This is a genomic window from Janthinobacterium sp. NKUCC06_STL (assembly GCF_019345455.1).
In the GTDB taxonomy this organism is placed as follows: domain Bacteria; phylum Pseudomonadota; class Gammaproteobacteria; order Burkholderiales; family Burkholderiaceae_D; genus Janthinobacterium; species Janthinobacterium rivuli.
Map to the genome: position 1 here is coordinate 650,834 of NZ_JAHKQY010000003.1, position 19,949 is coordinate 670,782.

Here is a 19,949-nt window from a genome sequence, read left to right on the forward strand (position 1 = left end):
TCGGGCGCAAGCGGCCACACCATGAAGCGCGTACTGGCAGCGTTGCTGTTGCTGGGCATGGCGCCGCTGGCCAGGGCCGATGCCGCGGTGGCCGTGACGGGCGCCGATCCGGGCCCCGCCAGCTTGCCCAGCGATCCGGCGGCGCCGAATGAACTGTATCTGGAGGTCACTGTGAATGCTGAATCAACCGGGCTGATCTTGCGCTTTACCCAGGTGGGCAAAGGCTTGCGCAGCAGTGTGGCGAACCTGCAGCAGCTGGGGCTGGACCCGGCGCGCCTGGTCGCACCCGGTCAGGCCGAGGTGGCGCTCGATGCGATTCCCGGACTCAGCTATGAATATGACGCGGCGCGCCAGAGCGTGTCGCTGCAGGTGGCGGACGACTTGCGCGCGCCGTACCGCATCAGCGCGCGCACGGCGGCGCAGACGCCGCCATCGCGGGTCACGCCCGGCGCCGTCCTCAATTACGAAGCGTATGCGGAACTGGGCCGGACGCGCCGCGCCGCCATCTTCAACGACGTGCGCTATTTCAATGACAGCGGCGTCTTCAGCAATACCGGCACGGTGAACCTGGGGGCGGATCAGCGCAAATACATGCGCTTTGACACCTTCTGGAGCCACGCCGACCCCGAGACCTTGCAAACGTGGCAGGTGGGCGACCTGATTTCCTCGTCGCTCAGCTGGAGCCGCGCCGTGCGCGTCGGTGGCGTGCAGTGGCGCAAGAATTTCCAGCTGCGCCCCGACCTGCTGACCTTTCCCGTCGCCTCCGTCGATGGCACGGCGCTCGTGCCTTCGTCGCTGAGCCTGTATGTCAATGGGGTGCAGCAATATGCTGCCAGCGTGCCCAGCGGTCCGTTTGTGCTGAACCAGGTGGCCGGCATCAATGGCGCCGGGCAAGCCACCCTGATCACGCGCGATGCGCTGGGGCGCAGCGTGACGACCGTGCTGCCCCTGTACGTCGATACGCGCATGCTGGCCGGCGGCTTGAGCGATTACTCGGTCGAGGCGGGCGCCTTGCGGCGCGACTATGGCCGCCGCCTGTTCGGCTATGAACGGCAGCTCGTTGCCAGCGCTTCCGTCCGCCATGGCGTCAGCGACAGCTTCACCCTCGAAGGCCATGCGGAGCTGGCCGCCGGCCTGTATCAGGTGGGGGCGGGCGCGCTGCTGCGGCTGGGCCAGGCGGGCGTGCTCAGCGGTTCGCTGTCGGCCAGCGCCGGCCGCAGCCGTGGCGTCCAGTTCGGCGCCGGCTACCAGTACATGGGGCCGCGCTTCAGCGTCGATGCGCAAAGCGTGCGCGCCAGCGCCGGCTTTGGCGACCTGGCTTCGCGCGACGGCAGTCCCGTGGTGCGCGCGGCGGACCGCTTTACCGTCAGCCTGCCATTACCTGCAGGAAGCAGCATCAGCAGCAGCTATATCAGCTATCGCACGCCTGGCGCGCCGCCATCGAAGCTGGCCACCGTGGGCTATTCCGCCACCCTGTTGCACGGCCTGTTCTTCAACGCCAGCCTGTTCCAGGACTTGCGGCAACGCGAGAAGCGGGGCTTTTACTTTGGCCTGAGCATGGCCTTTGACAACAATCTGTCCCTCAGCGTGAACAGCAGCCGGCAAAACGGCGAGAGCGGCCGCAGCGTCAGTGCCCAGCGCGCGGCGGACTTTGGCGGCGGCTTCGGCTGGAACTTGCAGGCTGGCACGGCGGGCGGCAATGCCTACCGCCAGGCGCAGGTGGAATATCTGGGCAATGATGGCCGCGTGAGCGCGCGCACGCAAAGCAGCAGCATGGGCAATGCCTCGTCGCTGGGCGCGGCTGGCGCGCTGGTGCTGATGGATGGCCATGTCGAGGCGGCGCGCCAGGTGGGCAATGGTTTTGCGCTGGTGTCGACTGGCGGCGTGGGCAATATTCCTGTGCTGCATGAAAACCGCCAGATCGGCGTGACGGGCAGGGGAGGCTATTTGCTGGTGCCGAATTTGAACCCCTATGGCAATAACCAGATCAGCATCGCTACCGACGAGCTCGACGTTGATGCGCGGGTACCCGTGAGCAATGTCAATGTCGTGCCGCAGCACCTGGCGGGCGTGCTGGCGGATTTTCCCATCGAGCGCTACAGCGCGGCCACCGTCATCGTGCAGGATGCGCAGGGCAAGCCGCTGGCCACGGGCTTGCCCGTGTTGCACCTGCAAAGCGGCAAGCAGACGGTCGTGGGATTTGACGGCATCGTTTTCGTCGACGACCTGCTCGAACAGAATCAGTTGCAAGTTGGCGAGGGTGACAGCGCGTGCACCGTGCGTTTTGCCTATGTGCGTCCGGCGGCTGGCGGCTTGCCCGTGATCGGGCCGCTGCGCTGCGCTGGCGTTGCCGCCAGCGCCGGGGCGGGCCACTGATGCGCCGCCTGTTGCTATGGCTGACCCTGCTGCTGGGCTGCGCCTGGGGCAGCGCGGCGCAGGCGGTCGATACCTGCACGGTCAGCATGACGAATATCGATTTCGGCTCCGTCAGCCCGATTTCCGGTACCGATTATGTGGCGCAGGCAACGGGGACCTTCAGCTGCCTGTTTTCGTCGCTGAACCTGGGACAGTTGCTCACGCCGAATGCGCAAGTGTGCATCTCGCTGGGGCTGGGCACGAATTCCACCTCGGCCCTGCCGCGCAAGCTGGGCAACGGCAGCAACCGCATGGAGTACAACATCTATGTGGACAACTCGTATGCGACGGCGAAGATCTGGGGCGGCGCCGGCGTGGCGGGCGCGCCGTCGACCTTCGGCATGATCCTGTCGGCCGGCTTGCTGGCGCCGCCCGGCACGTATTCCACCACGTTTACCGTGTACGCGAAGATCCCTGCCGGCACGGCCCTGGCCGCCGTGCCCACGGTCGCCAACGCCAATACCGTGTATACGTCGAGCTTTGCCGGCGTGGGCACCTACACGTACACCACGTATGGCCTGATCAACCTGCAGGGTTGCTCGGCCACCAGCGGCAGCTTCGGTTTCACGGTGAATGCCACGGCCGTCAACGATTGCACCATCACGGCCACGCCGATGGCGTTCGCGAACGCCTCCATCCTGACGGGCAACCTGCGCAGCACCAGCACCTTGTCGGTGCGCTGCGTGAACAACAACGCCTACCAGATCGCCCTGAACGGCGGCAGCGTGGCGCTCAATGTGGCCAACCGGCAAATGAAGAACACCGTCACCACGGACAAGGTCAGCTACCTGCTGTCGGCCACGCTCGATGGTGCGCCCTGGGGCGATGGCACGGCTGGGACCAGCATGGTGACGGGCACGGGGACGGGCGCCAGCGTGCCGCTGACCATTTACGGCCGCGTGCCGGCGCAGGTGTCGCCGCGCCCCGGCGACTACAAGGACACGGTGACGGCAACGATTTATTTTTAGAACGTGACGGTGACGAGGCCAGCGCCCGATGGCGTTGTCTGCTGGAGCAGCAGATAGGGCGTGTTGTGCTGGCAGCGCACCTGGGCGCTGTTGCGCTGCGAGACGATGGTGCACGTTTCGTGAACGACAAAGGTGGCCTGGAACGACGCGGAAGACACGGTACCGGCGGTGGTGGTCTGGCAAAGGGACAGGGCGAGCAGGGCAGGCAGTACGGCAAGCTTCAAAGGGGTCATCGTGAACGCATCGAGTGAAAAACGGGCGTGGGCAGCAGCGCCGCAAGGCGTGGCTGGCACCGTTTTTCGCACCGGGATTGGGGGAACAGAACTAGCCACGATTGTACTTGAACAAGGAAAGTGTGAGTTTTCGCGTATTTTCAGCCCGCCACAGGGGCACGCACCTCACTTTCAAAATGATAGTAACTAAGTTTCCGTGTTGCAACTGAAATTTTTTTTCGATTGTTGTGTTGAATCAATGTGAGGAGATGGCCATGAAACATACCAACTTTAATAATTTGCCTTGCCCGATTGCGCGCAGCCTGGGCAAGGTGGGCGAATGGTGGAGCATCCTCATCCTGCGCGAAGCGTTTTATGGCAAGACGCGCTTCGACGAATTTGAAAAAAGCCTCAAAATCGCCCCCACCATCCTGACGCGCCGCCTGGCCGACCTGGTGGAAGGGGGCTTGATGACGCGCCGGCTGTATTGCGCCAAGCCGCCCCGCTACGACTATGTGCTGACCAAGTCCGGGCGCGCCTTCAAGCCCGTCTTGCTGGCGTTTATTGCCTGGGGTAATGAAAACTTCGCCCCGGAAGGCGCCAGCCTCGTCATCGCCAGCCGCGACACGGGCCTGGCCGCCGACCCGGTGCTGGTCGACGCCACGACGGGCTTGCCCATCAATGACGAGTACTACGCGTTCGCGCCAGGGCCGGCCGCCAGCGACAGCATGCGCAGCATCATCCTCGACGCGGAAAAAAGCAGCGGCATCGCGCCCAAGCCGAAGGCGCCGGCCGCCAACCGTGGCTGGGTGGCGGAAGGGCATTTGGCCTGAGGACGCGCTGGCAGGCGCGCAGCAAGTTTGGCGAAAAGCAATGCGGACACGGCGGCATGGCCTTACTGTCGCACTATGCAACGCAAGTGCGGCGCAAACCCCGGTTCAGCACTGCTGGCGGGGCAGGGCGCCATCCGTGATCCGATGTCCGTTGAAGGAGTATTGCGATGAGCACACTGCAACAACACGTACGCAGGGCCGCCAGCGTGCTGGCGCTGGCGGCCCTGCTGGGCGCCTGTTCCCATGGACCGCATCAGCCGGGCGGCCATGACGTCACCTTGACGGGCGCGCAGGAAGTGCCGGCCAATACCAGCACGGCCAGCGGCAGCAGCAATCTTCGCGTCGCCCACGACCGCAGCGTCAGCGGCGGCGTGCGCTACACGGGCATGGTGGCGACCGTCGCGCACATCCATGAAGCGCCGGCCGGCGCCAATGGCCCCGTCATCGTGCCGCTCGTGAAAACGGCCGAAGGCATGTTTGCCGTGCCGGCCGGCGCCATGCTCACGCCGCCCCAGTATGCGAGCTACCAGGCCGGCAACCTGTACGTGAACGTGCACAGCGCCGCCTACCCGGCCGGCGAGATCCGCGCCCAGCTCAAGCCCTAGCCGGCCAGCGGCGTTATCCCCGAAACCTCCTTGGGCCGCGCGAGCGGCCTTTTTTTGCGCCAGGCGGCCAGCCGGTGCAGCGCGCTACAATGGCGCTCCATGCTGACCATCCTCGCCATCACCTTTCCCTTCTTCGCCCTGGTGCTGTGCGGCTACCTGTCCGTGCGGTGCAAGCTGCTGCCGCTGGCCGCCATCGGCGGCTTGAACAGTTTTGTCCTGTACTTCGCGCTGCCGTGCATGCTGTACCGCTTCGGCGCCGCCACGCCCATCGCGCAGCTGCTCGACGCCAGCGTGTTCGGCGTCTACCTGCTGTGCGCGCTGATCATGGTGGGCGTCACCATGGCCATGACACTGAGCCACCGCATCGACTGGAACAACGCCGCCTTCGGCGCGCTGGTGGCGGCCTTCCCGAACACGGGCTTCATGGGCGTGCCCCTGCTATTGACCTTGCTCGGTCCCCGCTCCTCGGGCCCCGTCATCGTCACCATCGTCGTCGATATGCTCATTACCAGTTCGCTGTGCATCGCCCTGTCGCGCATCGGCAGCGGCGGCGCGCACGGCAGCCGTGCCGCCGTCGTCAACGCCCTGAAGGGCATGGCCGGCAACCCGATGCCGTGGGCGATCGTGCTGGGGGCCATGTCATCGTGGCTGGCACTGGCCTTGCCCAAGCCATTGATGCAGACGGTGGGCCTGCTGGCCGACGCCGCCTCGCCGGTTGCCCTGTTTACCATCGGCGCCGTGCTGGCCCGCTCGCAAATGAGCACGAGCGATCCGGCGCCGCTGGGAGAGTATGTGCCCGTGGCGCTGAAAAAACTGCTGCTGCATCCGCTGCTGGTGTGGGGCATCGGCCACGCGGCCATCGCGCTGGGCGCGCCGCTCGATCCGTTCGCGCTGACTTGCATGGTGCTGGTGGCGTGCCTGCCCAGCGCCAGCAACGTCTCGCTGCTGTCGGAACGCTTCGGGGCGAACACGGCGCGCATCGCCCGCATTATTTTAGTCTCGACGGCGCTGTCGTTTTTGACGTTTTCGGTGGCCGTCAGCTGGCTGGCGTGACGTTGGCGGCGATCAGCGCGCCCAGGGCCTGCGCCGCGCCGGGCTGGCTGTCGTGCGCCAGTTCGCGCGCCATCGTGGCCTGATCTTCCTGCGTGCGGTTCTGCCCCAGCTTCCATTTGCCCGTGAGGCGCGTGAGGGGGATTTCGATGCCGACGATGGCTTTCAAGAGTTTTTCGATATAGCCGGCCGGTGCATCGCTCACCCGCCATGGCGTGGCCAGCCCCGCTTCATGGCGCGCCGTCAGCCGCTCCACCAATCCCAGCAGCCATGCCGCATCGTCGATGGCGCGCAGGGGGCCGTGGGCATGTACGACCGCGTAGTTGAAGGTGGGGACTTCCTTGCCGCTGCGCTGCTTTTCCGCATACCAGGCGGGCGTGATGTAGGCGTGCGGCCCCTGGAAAATCACCATGCATTCATCGTTCCCGCCGGCTGTACGCCACAGCGGGTTGGCGCGCGCCACATGGGCGCGCAGGATGCCGAATGGGGCGTCAGGCGTGGGTGCGGCGATCTCGAACGGCAGATGGTCGGCGCACAGGCCATCGACGCTCTGGCGCACCAGCGCGCCCAGCGGATGCGCGTCGATCAAGCCATGCAGCACGTCGAGGCGCTCTTCGCGAAAGCTGGCTGGCGTGTACATTTAATTGGCTCCTTCCACGACCACGTCGGCCGTCAGCGAATTGGCGATGTAGCAGCGTTCATGCGCGTCGTGGTGCAGGGCCGCCAGCGCCTCGGGCGAGGGCGGCGTTCCCGCAAACGCGATGCGCGGGCGCAGCACGATGCGCGTCATGGCCAGGCGGCCTGCCGCATTTTTCCCCAGGTCGCCGGTGGCTTCGTCGCGGTAGTCGTCGATGACATAGCCGCGCTGCGCTGCCAGCGACAGGAAGAACAGCATGTGGCAGCTCGACGTGGCGGCCACCAGCGCTTCTTCCGGATCGATATTTGCCGCCACCGACATGGGCAGCGGCACGGACAGGGGCGACGACGAGGCGGCTACCGTTAGGCCGCCGTCGAACTGCCATGCATGGCCGCGGCTGTAGCGCTGGCCGGCGAAATCCTGGCCGTCGCGCTGCCAGGCCACGGTGGCGAAAAATTGATGCATGGGTGCTCCGCAAGAGTAGGGGGGATGCGCCATCTTAGCGCCAGTCTTGGCTATTTAAAACAGCCAATAAGTGCTATCTTGAAGCTACCAATTCAAGAAGGCCACCATGTCAGCGTCCCATCTGCACCAGCTCATCGCCGCCTTGCCGCTGCAGCGCGGCGCCGGCGAGCCGCTGTTTCGCCAGTTGTATGCGGCCATCAAGGCCGCCATTCTCGATGGCCGCATGAGTCCCGGCATGCAGCTGCCGCCCACGCGCGACTTTTGCCGCCTGCTGGCCGTGTCGCGCCAGACGGTGCTCAATGCGTATGCGCTGCTGACGGCCGAAGGCTATCTCGATGGCGCCGTGGGGCGCGGCACTTTTGTCAGTCGCGACGTCCCGCTGCCGGTGTCTGCCTCTGCCCCTGCAACGGCGTCCGGCCTGCTGCGGCCCCTGTCGGCGCGCGGGCAGGGCGTGGTGGCGGCCATGCGCCAGGTGGCGTTCCACCGTGGTCCGTTGCGCGCCTTCCGCGTCGGCATGCCGCGCATCGACCATTTTCCGTTCGACGTGTGGAATCGCCTGGAAGCGCGGCGCTGGCGCCGGCCCGACCACCATTTCGGCTACAGCGACCCGGCCGGCTACCTGCCGCTGCGCGAGCTGCTGTGCGTGTATCTGAAAGCGTCGCGCGGCGTCCAGTGCACGCCGCAGCAGATCGTCATCACTTCCGGTTCGCAGCAGGCGCTGTTTTTGCTGTCGACCATTCTGCTGGCGCCGGGCGACTCTGCCTGGATGGAGTCGCCCGGCTACCGGGGCGCCAGCGGCCCGCTGCGCGCGGCCGGCGCGCGCGTCTTTCCCGTGCCCGTTGATGCGCAGGGGCTGGACGTGGCGTATGGCGTGGCACATTGTCCGCAGGCGAAGCTGGCCTACGTGACGCCGTCGCACCAGATGCCGTTGGGAGTGAGCATGAGTTTACCGCGCCGTCTGGCCCTGCTGGCCTGGGCCGCACACAATAAAGCGTGGCTGGTGGAAGACGATTACGACAGCGAATACCGCTACACGGGCGCGCCGCTGGCCTCGCTGCAAAGCCTGGACCGGGCCGGCTGCGTGGTGTATGTGGGCACCCTGTCGAAGGTGCTGTTTCCCGGCCTGCGCCTGGGCTACATGGTGGCGCCGCCCGCGCTGGCCGACGCGCTGGTGCAAGCCAAGGCCGTGATGGACCGGCACACGGCCATCGTGCCGCAGATGGCGCTGGCGGACTTCATCGCGGAGGGCCACTTTGGCCGGCATATCCGCCGCACGCGCGACAGCAATGCCGAGCGGCGCGACTTGCTGGTGCGTGGCCTTGCGCGCGAACTCGACGATCAGCTCGCGTGCGGCCCGGCCGACAGCGGCCTGGAACTATGCGCGTATTTTCGCGCCGGCCATGATGAAGAAACGGTATCGCGCGCGGCCTTGGCACGCGGTATCGAATTGCGTCCGCTGGGCCACTATGCCGACCCGGCGGCGGGGCCCGAGTGCGCCACGCCGTCCGGGCTTCTGCTGGGCTTTGCGGCGATTCCCCCGGACGAGATGGCGCACGGCTTGCAGGAACTGGGACGCATCCTGCGCGGCCGATAAACTATACTGGCACTTGCCTGCACATGAAGAACACGACCATGAATATTACCCGCTGCTCCTGGGCCAACCCGGCCAATCCCCGCTACCTCGACTATCACGACACGGAATGGGGCGTGCCCTGCCACGACGAGCGCCGGCTGTTCGAGATGCTGAACCTGGAAGGCGCGCAGGCTGGCCTGAGCTGGGAAACCATCCTCAACAAGCGCGACACCTACCTCGCCGCCTTCGACAACTGGGACGCGGAAAAGATCGCCGCGTATGGCCCGGACAAGGTGGCGCAGCTGCTGGCCGACCCCGGCATCGTGCGCAACCGCCTGAAGGTGGCGGCCGCCATCACGAACGCGCAAGCCTATTTGCGCCTGCGCGCGCAAGGGCAGACCCTGGACAGCTTCCTGTGGGCGTATGTCGATGGCCAGCCCATCGTCAACAGCTGGCAGCCGGGCGCATTTCCCGCCAAGACGGCCCTGTCGGACCAACTGTCGAAAGACTTGCTCAAGCTGGGTTTCAAGTTCGTCGGCTCGACCATCATCTACGCCTACATGCAGGGCATCGGCATGGTCAACGACCACGCGCCCGCCTGTTTTTGTCGCGCGGGGCATTGATGCGCCGCGCGCTGGTCCTGCTCGATACGGATTTTGACGGTGCCCGCTTGCGCGCCGCTTGCGCGGCGCATGGCGGCCGCCGTCTGCACTACATCGCGCTGGCGCCGCGTCCCGTCGACGCGCGCCACTTGCCCGAGCAGTGGCGCGCACAGTGGCCGCCTTGCGTGCCGGGCCTGCACCGCATCGTCTCGCACGATGGCCTCGTCACGCTCGACGTGCTGATCGGCGAACCCGATGCCTGCCTGGCGCAATTGTCGGCGCGCGTCGATGAAGTGCATCTGGCCTGGGTGCCGGCAGCCACGCCAGTGCTGGCGCGCCTGATGGTCGATGGCGCGCGCCTGCAGGCCGTGCACCTGGACGAGGCGCAGCGCACGGCGCTGCAAAAGAACGGTTTTGTTTTTGACGAGAGCCGTTTGCGCGCCGTGTTTTATGCGCGCTCCGGAGAATCCGTGGCTGCCGTCGTACCCGAGCGGCGCGCCATCGTCATCGGCGCTGGCGTGGCCGGTGCGGCCGCCTGCGAACGGCTGGCCGCGCGCGGCTGGAAGGTGACCCTGATCGAGCGCCACGCGCAGCCGGCCAGCGAAGCGTCGGGCAACCTGGCGGGCATCTTCATGCCGTTGCTGTCGAAGGACGACAACATCGCCACGCGCCTGACGCGCGCCGCCTATCTGTACTCGTTGCGCCGCTGGAAAGACCTGGGCGGCATCGGCGCGGCCATCGAGGGTGCGCAAAGCGGCGTGCTGCACCTGGCGCGCGACGGCGCGCATGCGCAGGTGCAGCGGCAGATCGCCGCCAGTGGCTTGTATCCGCGTGAATTCGCCCGCTGGCTGGAAGCGCCCGAGGCGACCGCCATGCTGGGCGCGCCGGCGCCCGATGGCGCCTGGTGGTTCGAGCAGGGCGGCTGGGCGCGCCCGTCTTCCGTCTGCGCGGCCATGCTGGACGCCTGCGGCGCCTTGCTCACGCGGCGCTTTTCCAGCAGCGCCTTGCGCCTGGAGCGCGGCGACCAGGAATGGCTGGTGCGCGATGCGGACGGCGCCCTGATCGCGGCCGCGCCCAACGTCATCCTGGCGGCTGGCACGGGGGCCATCGATTTTGAACAGGCGGCCGGCCTGCCGCTCGACGCCGTGCGCGGCCAGGTCACGCACCTGGCCGAAGGCAGCTTGCCGTCGTTGCCGTTCGTCGTCTGCCGCGAAGCCTACATGACGCCGGCGCACCAGGGCGTCGTCTGCGTGGGCGCCAGCTACGATGCGGATACGGACACCAAATTGCGCCCATCGAGCCAGGAAGACAATATCGCGAAGATCGCCGACATCCTGGGTGTCGCTCCGTTCGCCGCGCCACTGGCCGGTCGCACGGGCTTTCGCTGCATGGCGCCGGACCGCCTGCCGCTGGCGGGCGCCTTGCCCGACCCGGGCATACCGGGCCGCTGCGAGCGCCTGCGCGACGTGCCGCGCTGGCCCGGCCTGTTTGGCTTGCTCGGTTACGCCTCGCGCGGCCTGATCTGGGCGCCGCTGGCGGCCGAGCTGCTGGCGTGCCAGCTGGAGGGGGAACCGCTGCCACTGGAGAGTCAATTGGCCGCTGCGCTTGATCCTGCGCGCTTCCTGCTGCGCGAACGCCGCCGCGCTGGTTGAGCGTTGGCGCAGAGCAGGCGAGGGCTGGGGTCAGACCCCCAACACAGCTGACGCAAAGCTTGGCGCCAACGCACATGAGGGTCTGACCCCATATGCGGACGCTCCGCGCGTAGTCCCTATATATGTTTTTCAGCTTTCCAAACTCTTTTTAATTTGTTTTCCGAACAACATAAGTTCGCTACAGTGGACTCGTGCTGGTTTTTGACGACGGAATAAAGAGGTGGAAAGATGGCTGCTGCAGAACTGATTTTCGATCCCCGCGCCGCCCACGGCGAGGCGGCTTTTGACGAAGTGCTCAATCTCGCGCGTACCCAGGCGCAGGCGCAGGGCTTGCCGTATGCGGGCATCGTCAGCGCGCAGGATGCGTGGCAGCTGGTGCAGGCCGGCAAGGCCGTGCTGGTCGACGTGCGCACCAACGAGGAACGCACCTTTGTCGGCTACGTGCCGGCCTCGCTGCACGTGGCGTGGGCGACCGGCACGTCCATGAACCGCAATCCCCGCTTTACGCGCGAACTGGAAGCAAAGGCGGGCGGCAAGGAGGCCGTCGTGGTGCTGCTGTGCCGCAGCGGCAAGCGCTCGGCCGCGGCTGCCGAAGCGGCCGCCAAGGCCGGTTTCACGCACGTCTTCAATATCGCGCAAGGTTTCGAGGGCGACCTCGACGAACAGCAGCAGCGTGGCCACAGCGGTGGCTGGCGCTGGCATGCGCTGCCCTGGCTGCAAGATTAAACCTCTTTCCGGAACCACCATGAACCAGCGAGCCCTTCCCCCGGCCTCCCTTGCCGCGCAGCCGCAATGGGAACTGCACCAGATCGTCGATGAATTGCGCGCCGTGCGCGAGCAGTGGCGCGAAGGTTTGGCCAGCAACCAGGAGTGCGGCGCGCGCGAATTCCCGTCGCGCCAGCATTTGCACGACATCATCAAAGCCCTGTGCGCGGCCCTGTTTCCCATGCGCTTGGGTCCCCTCGACCTGCAGCAGGAGAGCGAGGATTTCTTTGTCGGCCACACGCTCGACACGACCCTCACGGGCTTGCACGAGCAGGTGCGGCGCGAACTCAGTTACCACGCGCGCCAGCACGGCTTGCAGCAGACGGTCTCCATCGAACAGCAGGCGCTGGCCATCGTGCAGCGCTTCGCCCGCGCGCTGCCGCGCATCCGCGGCCAGCTCGACACGGACGTGGCGGCCGCCTTCCATGGCGACCCGGCCGCGCACAGCGTCGATGAGGTGCTGTTGTGCTATCCGGGCATCCTGGCCATCATCCATTACCGCCTGGCGCACACCTTGTATGCACTCGGTGCGCCGCTGGTGGCGCGCATCATCGCCGAAGTGGCCCATTCGCAGACGGGCATCGACATCCACCCGGGCGCCATCATCGGCAGCAGCTTTTTCATCGACCATGGCACGGGCGTGGTGATCGGCGAGACGGCCATCATCGGCGAACGCGTGCGCATCTATCAAGCCGTCACGCTGGGCGCCAAGCGCTTTCCCGCCGGCTTTGATGGCGTGCTGAAAAAGGGACTGGCGCGCCACCCCATCGTGCAGGACGACGTGGTCATTTACGCGGGCGCGACGATCCTGGGACGGGTGACCATCGGCCAGGGCTCCGTCATCGGCGGCAATGTCTGGCTGACCCGCAGCGTGGCGCCCGGCAGCCATGTCACGCAAGCGCATAACCAGCAGGAAGCACCGGAGTCGCCAGCGTCATCCCAACCCGCTTTTGCCCATCACCCATGAGGACAGCATGTTGATCAAACAGTTTGGACTGGCCGTGCGCCAGTTGCGCGAAGGGCGTGGCTGGTCGCAGGAGCGCCTGGCCGAAGCGGCCGACTTGAACCGCTCGTTCATCGGCGAAATCGAAAGGGGCGCCGCCACGCCGTCGCTGCTGACGGTGGAAAAGCTGGCCATCGCGCTGGGCGTCGGCCTGGCGGGATTGATGGCCCGCTGCGAACCGGAGCTGGTGGATTAGGTCGATGATAACGCCGCGTTGATGGCGATAGCATGTTGAGAGATCAGGGGAGACGCTTGATACTTTATTTGTTTTTCAGATAAGCATATTCACTTTTCTCATCAGGAGTAGTCATGGCAGAAGCAACAGAGAACCAGTTTGCGCTGGGCGATAACGCCGCGCGCCAGCTGGCCAATGCAAGCAAGAGCGTCCCCCAGTTATCCACGATCACGCCGCGCTGGCTCGTGCACCTGCTGCAATGGCTGCCCGTGGAAGCGGGTATCTACCGCCTCAATCGCGTAAAAAATCCGAAGGACGTGCGCGTCGCCTGCTCGCAGCGCGACGAGTCGGAACTGCCGCAAACCTTCGTCGACTACGACGACCAGCCGCGCGAATATTTTCTCAATGCCGTCAGCACGGTGCTCGACGTGCACACGCGCGTGTCGGACCTGTACAGCAGCCCGCACGACCAGATCAAGGAGCAGCTGCGCCTGACCATCGAGACGATCAAGGAGCGCCAGGAAAGTGAATTGATCAACAATCCCGACTACGGCCTGCTGGCCAGCGTGCATGACGACCAGCGCATCTTCACCCTGACGGGCGCGCCCACGCCGGACGACCTTGACGAACTGCTGACGAAAGTGTGGAAGGAACCGGGCTTCTTCCTCGCGCACCCGCTGGCCATTGCCGCTTTTGGCCGCGAATGCACGCGCCGCGGCGTGCCGCCGCCGACCGTCAGCCTGTTCGGTTCCCAGTTCCTCACGTGGCGCGGCGTGCCGCTGGTGCCATCGGACAAACTGCCGATCGAAGACGGCAAGACGAAGATCATCTTGCTGCGCGCGGGCGAACAGCGCCAGGGCGTGATCGGCCTGTTCCAGCCTGGCCTGGCGGGCGAGCAAAGCCCGGGCCTGTCCGTGCGTTTCATGGGCATCAACCGCCACGCGATTTCGTCCTATCTGATTTCGCTGTATTGCTCGCTGGCCGTGCTGACCGACGATGCGCTGGCCGTACTGGAAGACGTGGAGATCGGTAAATACCATGACTACCCAGACACCTACAAGTGATGGCGCGGCGGGCTTGCCTGCTGTCCCGTTTCTGCCTGACGAAGCGACCCTGAACCGCCTGGCGGGCGAGTTTTTCGCGCGCCTGCCTGGGTTGGCCCCTGCGTTGGACAAGTCGCCCAGCCTCGGTGGTTCCGGCAGCGTGCTCGATGCGGCGCCCCGCTATGCGAACCGCCCGCCGCCGCAGCCCGGCCCTTCGTTCGCCGCCATCGCTCCCGGCGTGGCGACGGCGCAGGTGCCGCCCGTGACGGCGCCGCTGGAAGCACCGATTGCGCCGTCGCCGGCATCGATTCCCACGCCGCGGGCGTCAAGCCTCGATGCGCCGTCGCCCTACTATTTTGTCGGCGGCGCGCATGGCTATCCCGCATCAAGCCACAAACTCGATGGCCTGGCGCAGCAGGGGCTGGGGCAGGCGGCGCCCGACGATCTGCGGGGGCTGTTTGCCACGCCGCAGCGCTCGCCCGCGCGCCAGCTGCCCGTATCGCCATCCAGTGGCCAGCCCGCGTTCTATTTCCAGACCGAGCTGCCTGCGCGTCAGCAAGGACAAACGCCGGCGCCATTCGACGTGCATGCCGTGCGGCGCGATTTTCCCGTGCTGGCGGAAAGGGTCAACGGCAAGCCGCTGGCCTGGTTCGACAATGCGGCCACCACGCACAAGCCGCAGTCGGTGATCGACCGCGTGTCGTATTTTTATGCGCACGAGAACTCGAACATTCACCGCGCCGCACACGCATTGGCGGCGCGCGCCAGCGACGCGTATGAAGCGGCACGCGCCAAGGTGGCGCAGTTCCTTGGCGCCGCCTCGGCCAATGAAATCATTTTCGTGCGTGGCGCCACGGAAGGCATCAACCTGGTCGCCAATACGTTTGGCCGCAAGTACATCGGCAGCGGCGACGAGATCATCGTCTCGCAGTTGGAACACCACGCCAACATCGTGCCATGGCAGCAGCTGGCGGCGGAAAAGGGCGCGACCTTGCGCGTGATTCCCGTCGATGACAGCGGGCAGATCAACCTCGACGAATTCCGCAAGCTGCTCAACGGTCGTACGAAACTGGTGTCCGTGACGCAGGTGTCGAATGCGCTGGGCACCGTGACGCCCGTGGCGCAGATCATCGCGCTGGCGCATGCGGCCGGGGTGCGCGTGCTGGTCGATGGGGCGCAAGCCGTGTCGCACCTGCGCGTGGACGTGCAGGCGCTGGGCGCCGATTTTTATGTCTTCTCGGGCCATAAAGTGTTCGGCCCGACGGGCATCGGCGCCGTGTATGGCAAGGCGGACTTGCTCGAGCAATTGCCGCCATGGCAGGGCGGCGGCAACATGATCGCCGACGTGACGTTCGAGCGCACCGTCTACCAGGGCGTGCCGAACCGTTTCGAGGCGGGCACGGGCAATATCGCCGATGCCGTGGGCCTGGGCGCGGCCATCGATTACGTGCAGCGCATCGGCCTGGAAAACATCGCCGCCTACGAGCACGCGCTGCTGGAATACGCGACGCACCACTTGCAGGCGATTCCCGGCGTGCGCCTGATCGGCACGGCGATTGAAAAGGCGAGCGTGGCCTCATTCGTGCTGGCCGGTTACGAGCCGGCGGAAGTGGGGCGCGCCCTGAACGACGAGGGCATCGCCGTGCGCTCGGGCCACCATTGCGCCCAGCCGATTTTGCGCCGCTTCGGCGTGGAAGCGACCGTGCGGCCATCGTTCGCCTTCTACAACACGTATGAGGAAATCGACCGCATGATCGTCGTGGTGAAACGCCTGGCGGGTGCGCGCCGCTGATCTTGCCTGCTTGTTAAGCTGATGCCGCCCCTGCGCAAGCGGGGGCGGCATTGTTGCATCACGTCAGGGACTTTGCGCGCGGCTGGCAGGCGCCCGCAGGCTGGCGGTATAATTTATCCTTGGCAATAATCAAGCTGCGGCCCCAAGGAGATGTCCGGTGGAAGATCAACACAGCTCGCCCGAGCTTTTCCTGTTCCTGGCGTCGACCGTGCACGACATGAAAAACTCGATCAGCGTGGTCAGCGGCACGCTGGAATCCTTGCTGGCGGCCGAGCAGGCGAAAGCCGCGCCGCAGGCCGACCCAGCCTACCTGCAGATGGCGCAGATGCTGTACCAGACCAAGCGCCTCAACGATAACCTGATCCAGCTGCTGGCCCTGTACAAGGAAGTGGGCAAGCCCGGCTACCCGTTCGACGTGCAGCCGCAACTGGTGAGCCAGGTGGTCGACCAGGTGGTGGACCAGGAAAAGATCCTGCTGGCCTCGAAAGGCATCCATCTGGAGACGGCTTGTGCGCCGGAGCTGATCTGGACCCTCGATGAAGACCTGGTCATCGGCGTGCTCGCGCATGCGATCAACAACGCCATTCGCTACACGAAAGACACGATCCGCCTGTCCGTGCGGGAGCACGACGGCATGCTCGAGCTGCGCGTGGAAGACAATGGCGACGGCTATACGCAGGCCTTGCTCGACGCGGGCAGCGCGGCCATGGATGGCATGACGGCGGGCGTGAATTTTTCCACCAACAGCACGGGACTGGGCCTGTATTTTTCCAGCGAAGTGGCAAAGATGCACAAGCACCGGGGCAGCAGCGGCAGCATCGCCCTGGAAAATGGCGGCGCCCTGGGCGGCGGTTGCTTCATCCTGCGCCTGCCCTGAACGAGGATGCCATGACGACAGACAGCCACGCCACCGCCGCCGAAGCGGGCAGCACCGACTGGGCCGACAAACATTATCTGCTGGTCGACGACTTCATCGGCATCCGCATCCTGCTGCGCGAATCCTTGCGCAACCTGGGCGCGCGCCATATCGACCAGGCGGCCAGCGGCGGCGAAGCCATGAAGCTGCTGGCCAAGACGCGCTACGACGTGGTGCTGTGCGATTACAACCTGGGCGAAGGCAAGAACGGCCAGCAAGTGCTGGAAGAGACGCGCGTGCGCAACCTGACGGCGCCGTCGAGTGTGTGGCTGATGGTGTCGGCCGAGAAAAGCGTGGAATCCGTGATGGGCGCGGCCGAGCACCAGCCCGACGCCTACCTGATCAAGCCGATCACGGAAGGCGTGCTGCTGACGCGCCTGAACCGCGTGTGGCACAAGAAGCAGGTATTCCGCGAAATCGACCAGGCCTGCATGGAAAAGGATTATCTGCGCGCGGCCAAGCTGTGCGACGCGCAGATCGAAGTCAACAAGCTGCACGAGCTGGAATTGCTGCGCATGAAGGCCAGTTTGCTGCTGAAAAGCGGTGAACCGGAAAAGGCCCGCGCCGTGTACGAAAAAGTGCTGGCCGAGCGCGATTACAGCTGGGCCAAGGCGGGCCTGGGCAAGATCCGCATGAACAACGGCGAGCACGAGGCGGCGCGGCAGATCTTCCAGGGCGTGATCGTCGAAAACAAGTATTACATCGACGCCTACGACCAGATGGCCGTCGCCTACCAGTTGATGGGCCAGCACGAGGAAGCGTGCGGCGTGCTGGAAAAGGCGGCGCGCCTGTCGCCCAATTCCGTGCCGCGCCAGCGCAACCTGGGACTGGCGGCCCTGAAAGTGGGCAATGTCAGCATGGCGGAAAAGGCTTTTCGCAAGTGTATTTCCATCGGCGAGTTTTCCGTCATGAAAACGCCGGACGCCTACCTGGGACTGGCGCGCGTGTGCGGCTTGAAGAAGGATGCCAAGGAGGCGCTGCAATGGCTGCTGCTGGCGCAGCGCGAATTCTCGCCCGAGCAGATCGGGCTGCGCGCGAAGATCACGGAAGGCATGGTGCATCACGAAACGGGCGATTACCGGCGCGCGCGCAAGTGCGGCGACGAGCTCGAAGCCATGCTGCTGGAAGACCCGGCGCGGCCCGAGAAAAGCATTTGCATGGAGCTGGCCACCTTGCTGTTCGCCGTCGGCGTCAAGGATGCGCCGGCCGGCCTGCTGTGCTACGTGGTGAAGAACAACCACGACAACCAGGTGGTGCAGGACGAGGTGCAAAAGATTTTCGACAAGGCGAAGATGGGCGACGAGGGCACGAGCCTGATCATCGCTGCGCGCAAGGAAGCGTCGGACTTGATGAACAAGGGCGTGCTGCTGTGGAAGACGGACAAGCTCAACGAGGCGGTCGCCTGGATGCGCACGGCGCGCGAAAAGCTGCCGAACAACCTGCGTATCCTGTTCAATTCCGCGCAAATCATCGTGTCGTGCCTGGAGCAGCGTGGGTTTCAGGCCGACCTGGCGGCCGAGGCCATGGAAGTGTTGTTATATGTAGACAAAATTGCACCAGGGCAGCAGCGCTTCGCGCAATTGATGGAGCAACTGGTGCAGCTGACACCGCCGCCCGGGCCGGAAGAAGCCGTCGCAGCGCCGGAAAAAACGCCGCCGGCGCCGGAAAAAGGCGGAAAAGCCGTGCGTGAGCGTGCCGGATGATAAACTAGGGGCCAGCGTGGGTTCGCCCGTGCTTGAGTTGCTTTACAACAATAAGGAAGAAACTATGCGTGATGTGGTCAATGAAGTGTACAAAAAAATGAAAGTCGGCAGTATTGCCTGGGTACGCCCGGTCGCCGCCAAGGGAGACACGCTGGAAACATTCCAGTCTTCGTACGAGCACGCCAAGGCGCTGGCCGACGAAGGCCTGATCACGATCGGTGACGTAAAACGCCAGGCCGACAACATGATCGAGGCGATCCGCATTCATCGTATCGCCTGATCATATTGCCGGCTTGCAGCATCAGGCTTTGCCTGGCGCTTTCGCCTTGGGTGCCGCGCGCTTTGCCGGCGCCTTGCGCAGCGGGGCCTTGGCCTTGGCTGCCGTGCCTGCCTCGGCAGGTTTGGCCGGCTTGCTGGCCGCTGGCTTGGCTTTGCTCACGCTGCCAAAGCTGGCCGCTGCCGCGCTGGCGGCGTCAGGCGACATCGCCGTCGAGACGGCTTGCTTGAACTGATCTTGTAACAAATTCCACCAAGCACTTGGATTGGCGAGCTGGGCTGCCGCCTGGCTGCCGGCATCGCCGGGCGCAGCCGCAGCCGGTTCCGGTACGGGCGCAGGTGCTGGCGCAGGAGCCGGTTTCGGTTCAGGCGCCGCAGGTGCGGCTTGCTGGAAAAACGCGGAAGCGTAGGGCACGGATTCAAACACGGTTTTCTCGCTGGCACCCGGTTGCGTGATGGCCGCCGCCAGTGACGCACCCATCGATTTCAATGTGGCGATGGTGCCGCGCTGCACTTCCAGCGCCTGGATACTGCCGCGCAGCATGCTGGTGTTGAGGTTCAGCCACGCTTCGACGGCTTTCAGGTCGTTGATTTTCTTGTCCAGCTCTTCCACCGACATGGTGGGCGCCGTGATGCCAGGCACGCCCATGCCGGGCACGCTCATGCTGCCCCACAGGTTTTTGACGAAGTCGAGCGTATCGGTCACAACTGCTGCGCCCGGAATTTGGGGCATTTGCGGGTTTGCCATGCGAAATCTCCTGGTAGATGGATAGGCTTAGCGTAGCAGATATCGGCTTGCAACTGACGCAATGCCGCCAACATTTTCTTACATAAAACATTAAGAGTTGAGCACGGGCAAGAAGCGGGAAGCGGGGCGGAAGCGTTACACTACGCCTCATGATGCCTGCTTCCTTCTTTTCGTCACCGCGCCGCCGTACCGTCATCTTTGTTGCGGTCATCGGCGTACTGCATTACGTGGCGTTGGAATGGCTCACCTCGCGTGCCAGCATGGTGCCGCTGGGACAGAATCATGCGCAGGTGGTCAGCATGGCCTTGATCGCCGAGCCGCCCAAACCGCTGCCGGTGGTGCCGCCACCGCCGCCTGAACTGCGGCCCGTGCCCAAGCCCCGGCCGCCGCCCCCGCCGCCCCCGACGGAGCTGGCGTCGAGCGAAACGCCCCAGTTGACGGCGCCCGCCAGCGACGTGCCGGAAGGCCCTGCCACGAGCGAACCGGCCGCCGTGGCCGCCCCGGCCATCACGGCGC

General features: G+C 65.4%; 20 protein-coding genes and 1 pseudogene. 17 read left to right on the forward strand and 4 right to left on the reverse strand.

From position 1 onward, the window contains the following. Positions 1-21: 21 nt before the first annotated feature. Complete coding sequence (locus KO539_RS15550; protein ID WP_219310445.1) at positions 22-2,376, forward strand: fimbria/pilus outer membrane usher protein; 2,355 nt, start codon at positions 22-24, stop codon at positions 2,374-2,376. Further along, on the forward strand, positions 2,376-3,383 hold the full coding sequence (locus KO539_RS15555) for a spore coat U domain-containing protein (RefSeq protein ID WP_219310446.1): 1,008 nt from the start codon (positions 2,376-2,378) through the stop codon (positions 3,381-3,383). The genes KO539_RS15550 and KO539_RS15555 overlap by 1 nt, the downstream gene beginning before the upstream one ends. Here KO539_RS15555 and KO539_RS15560 read toward each other — a convergent pair. Then, positions 3,380-3,616, reverse strand: a complete 237-nt coding sequence (locus KO539_RS15560; protein ID WP_099401350.1) for a hypothetical protein — start codon at positions 3,614-3,616, stop codon at positions 3,380-3,382. The genes KO539_RS15555 and KO539_RS15560 overlap by 4 nt on opposite strands. Before the next feature lie 254 nt (positions 3,617-3,870). Here KO539_RS15560 and KO539_RS15565 point away from each other — a divergent pair, with 254 nt between their 5' ends. From KO539_RS15565 to KO539_RS15575, 3 genes are all read left to right on the forward strand, one after another. Next, positions 3,871-4,428, forward strand: a complete 558-nt coding sequence (locus KO539_RS15565) for a helix-turn-helix domain-containing protein (RefSeq protein WP_034753667.1) — start codon at positions 3,871-3,873, stop codon at positions 4,426-4,428. Between the two features lie 167 nt (positions 4,429-4,595). Next, complete coding sequence (locus tag KO539_RS15570; protein ID WP_219310447.1) at positions 4,596-5,033, forward strand: CHRD domain-containing protein; 438 nt, start codon at positions 4,596-4,598, stop codon at positions 5,031-5,033. Positions 5,034-5,132: 99 nt separating this feature from the next. Then, positions 5,133-6,086: an AEC family transporter gene (locus tag KO539_RS15575; protein WP_219310448.1), complete on the forward strand. Its 954-nt coding sequence runs from the start codon at positions 5,133-5,135 to the stop codon at positions 6,084-6,086. Here KO539_RS15575 and KO539_RS15580 read toward each other — a convergent pair. Beyond that, on the reverse strand, positions 6,070-6,723 hold the full coding sequence (locus KO539_RS15580; protein ID WP_219310449.1) for an FMN-binding negative transcriptional regulator: 654 nt from the start codon (positions 6,721-6,723) through the stop codon (positions 6,070-6,072). The two genes, KO539_RS15575 and KO539_RS15580, sit on opposite strands and share 17 nt — an antisense overlap. Then, positions 6,724-7,185, reverse strand: coding sequence for an OsmC family protein (locus KO539_RS15585; protein ID WP_219310450.1), 462 nt, complete (start codon positions 7,183-7,185; stop codon positions 6,724-6,726). A gap of 106 nt (positions 7,186-7,291) precedes the next feature. On the opposite strand from KO539_RS15585, the gene KO539_RS15590 reads away from it, so the two are divergent. From KO539_RS15590 to KO539_RS15640, 11 genes are all read left to right on the forward strand, one after another. After that, positions 7,292-8,779 (forward strand): PLP-dependent aminotransferase family protein, encoded by a 1,488-nt coding sequence (locus KO539_RS15590; protein ID WP_219310451.1) that lies wholly within the window; start codon positions 7,292-7,294, stop codon positions 8,777-8,779. Positions 8,780-8,817: 38 nt separating this feature from the next. Beyond that, entirely contained in the window at positions 8,818-9,381 is a 564-nt protein-coding gene (locus KO539_RS15595; protein WP_219310452.1) for a DNA-3-methyladenine glycosylase I, read from the forward strand. Further along, positions 9,381-11,012 carry an FAD-dependent 5-carboxymethylaminomethyl-2-thiouridine(34) oxidoreductase MnmC gene (mnmC, locus tag KO539_RS15600; RefSeq protein WP_219310453.1) on the forward strand — a complete coding sequence of 544 codons (1,632 nt, stop codon included), beginning with the start codon at positions 9,381-9,383 and terminating at the stop codon, positions 11,010-11,012. Before KO539_RS15595 ends, mnmC begins: the two co-directional genes overlap by 1 nt. Before the next feature lie 228 nt (positions 11,013-11,240). Continuing rightward, positions 11,241-11,738, forward strand: a complete 498-nt coding sequence (locus tag KO539_RS15605) for a rhodanese-like domain-containing protein (RefSeq protein ID WP_219310454.1) — start codon at positions 11,241-11,243, stop codon at positions 11,736-11,738. A 19-nt stretch (positions 11,739-11,757) separates the two neighbouring features. After that, complete coding sequence (gene epsC, locus KO539_RS15610) at positions 11,758-12,744, forward strand: serine O-acetyltransferase EpsC (RefSeq protein WP_219310455.1); 987 nt, start codon at positions 11,758-11,760, stop codon at positions 12,742-12,744. 7 nt (positions 12,745-12,751) lie between these two features. Further along, positions 12,752-12,976 carry a helix-turn-helix domain-containing protein gene (locus KO539_RS15615; protein WP_051959649.1) on the forward strand — a complete coding sequence of 75 codons (225 nt, stop codon included), beginning with the start codon at positions 12,752-12,754 and terminating at the stop codon, positions 12,974-12,976. Between the two features lie 113 nt (positions 12,977-13,089). Then, on the forward strand, positions 13,090-14,019 hold the full coding sequence (locus KO539_RS15620) for a family 2A encapsulin nanocompartment shell protein (protein ID WP_034784363.1): 930 nt from the start codon (positions 13,090-13,092) through the stop codon (positions 14,017-14,019). Next, positions 13,994-15,790 carry a family 2A encapsulin nanocompartment cargo protein cysteine desulfurase gene (locus KO539_RS15625; RefSeq protein ID WP_219310456.1) on the forward strand — a complete coding sequence of 599 codons (1,797 nt, stop codon included), beginning with the start codon at positions 13,994-13,996 and terminating at the stop codon, positions 15,788-15,790. Before KO539_RS15620 ends, KO539_RS15625 begins: the two co-directional genes overlap by 26 nt. A 157-nt stretch (positions 15,791-15,947) precedes the next feature. Next, positions 15,948-16,667, forward strand: a complete 720-nt coding sequence (locus KO539_RS15630; RefSeq protein ID WP_219310457.1) for a sensor histidine kinase KdpD — start codon at positions 15,948-15,950, stop codon at positions 16,665-16,667. An 11-nt stretch (positions 16,668-16,678) separates the two neighbouring features. Beyond that, the gene (locus tag KO539_RS15635) at positions 16,679-18,409 is read left to right on the forward strand and encodes a response regulator (RefSeq protein WP_219310458.1); all 1,731 of its coding nucleotides are present in this window, start codon (positions 16,679-16,681) and stop codon (positions 18,407-18,409) included. Further along, positions 18,393-18,689: a hypothetical protein gene (locus KO539_RS15640; protein WP_225242919.1), complete on the forward strand. Its 297-nt coding sequence runs from the start codon at positions 18,393-18,395 to the stop codon at positions 18,687-18,689. Before KO539_RS15635 ends, KO539_RS15640 begins: the two co-directional genes overlap by 17 nt. Positions 18,690-18,710: 21 nt before the next feature. On the opposite strand, the gene KO539_RS15645 is transcribed toward KO539_RS15640, so the two are convergent. Beyond that, positions 18,711-19,433, reverse strand: coding sequence for a PhaM family polyhydroxyalkanoate granule multifunctional regulatory protein (locus KO539_RS15645; protein WP_219310459.1), 723 nt, complete (start codon positions 19,431-19,433; stop codon positions 18,711-18,713). Positions 19,434-19,582: 149 nt separating this feature from the next. Between KO539_RS15645 and KO539_RS15650 the strand changes: the two are divergent. Continuing rightward, a pseudogene (locus tag KO539_RS15650) lies at positions 19,583-19,949 on the forward strand (hypothetical protein); the annotation flags it as partial.

Excerpts from the sequence above, each read along its gene's own strand:
- KO539_RS15620 (WP_034784363.1), top strand. The coding sequence starts at position 13,090 with ATGGCAGAAGCAACAGAGAACCAGTTTGCGCTGGGCGATAACGCCGCG.
- KO539_RS15565 (WP_034753667.1), top strand. The coding sequence starts at position 3,871 with ATGAAACATACCAACTTTAATAATTTGCCTTGCCCGATTGCGCGCAGC.
- mnmC (WP_219310453.1), top strand. The coding sequence starts at position 9,381 with ATGCGCCGCGCGCTGGTCCTGCTCGATACGGATTTTGACGGTGCCCGC.
- KO539_RS15615 (WP_051959649.1), top strand. The coding sequence starts at position 12,752 with ATGTTGATCAAACAGTTTGGACTGGCCGTGCGCCAGTTGCGCGAAGGG.
- KO539_RS15605 (WP_219310454.1), top strand. The coding sequence starts at position 11,241 with ATGGCTGCTGCAGAACTGATTTTCGATCCCCGCGCCGCCCACGGCGAG.
- KO539_RS15625 (WP_219310456.1), top strand. The coding sequence starts at position 13,994 with ATGACTACCCAGACACCTACAAGTGATGGCGCGGCGGGCTTGCCTGCT.
- KO539_RS15585 (WP_219310450.1), bottom strand. The coding sequence starts at position 7,185 with ATGCATCAATTTTTCGCCACCGTGGCCTGGCAGCGCGACGGCCAGGAT.
- KO539_RS15645 (WP_219310459.1), bottom strand. The coding sequence starts at position 19,433 with ATGGCAAACCCGCAAATGCCCCAAATTCCGGGCGCAGCAGTTGTGACC.
- epsC (WP_219310455.1), top strand. The coding sequence starts at position 11,758 with ATGAACCAGCGAGCCCTTCCCCCGGCCTCCCTTGCCGCGCAGCCGCAA.
- KO539_RS15575 (WP_219310448.1), top strand. The coding sequence starts at position 5,133 with ATGCTGACCATCCTCGCCATCACCTTTCCCTTCTTCGCCCTGGTGCTG.
- KO539_RS15580 (WP_219310449.1), bottom strand. The coding sequence starts at position 6,723 with ATGTACACGCCAGCCAGCTTTCGCGAAGAGCGCCTCGACGTGCTGCAT.
- KO539_RS15590 (WP_219310451.1), top strand. The coding sequence starts at position 7,292 with ATGTCAGCGTCCCATCTGCACCAGCTCATCGCCGCCTTGCCGCTGCAG.
- KO539_RS15560 (WP_099401350.1), bottom strand. The coding sequence starts at position 3,616 with ATGACCCCTTTGAAGCTTGCCGTACTGCCTGCCCTGCTCGCCCTGTCC.
- KO539_RS15635 (WP_219310458.1), top strand. The coding sequence starts at position 16,679 with ATGACGACAGACAGCCACGCCACCGCCGCCGAAGCGGGCAGCACCGAC.
- KO539_RS15595 (WP_219310452.1), top strand. The coding sequence starts at position 8,818 with ATGAATATTACCCGCTGCTCCTGGGCCAACCCGGCCAATCCCCGCTAC.
- KO539_RS15550 (WP_219310445.1), top strand. The coding sequence starts at position 22 with ATGAAGCGCGTACTGGCAGCGTTGCTGTTGCTGGGCATGGCGCCGCTG.
- KO539_RS15570 (WP_219310447.1), top strand. The coding sequence starts at position 4,596 with ATGAGCACACTGCAACAACACGTACGCAGGGCCGCCAGCGTGCTGGCG.
- KO539_RS15555 (WP_219310446.1), top strand. The coding sequence starts at position 2,376 with ATGCGCCGCCTGTTGCTATGGCTGACCCTGCTGCTGGGCTGCGCCTGG.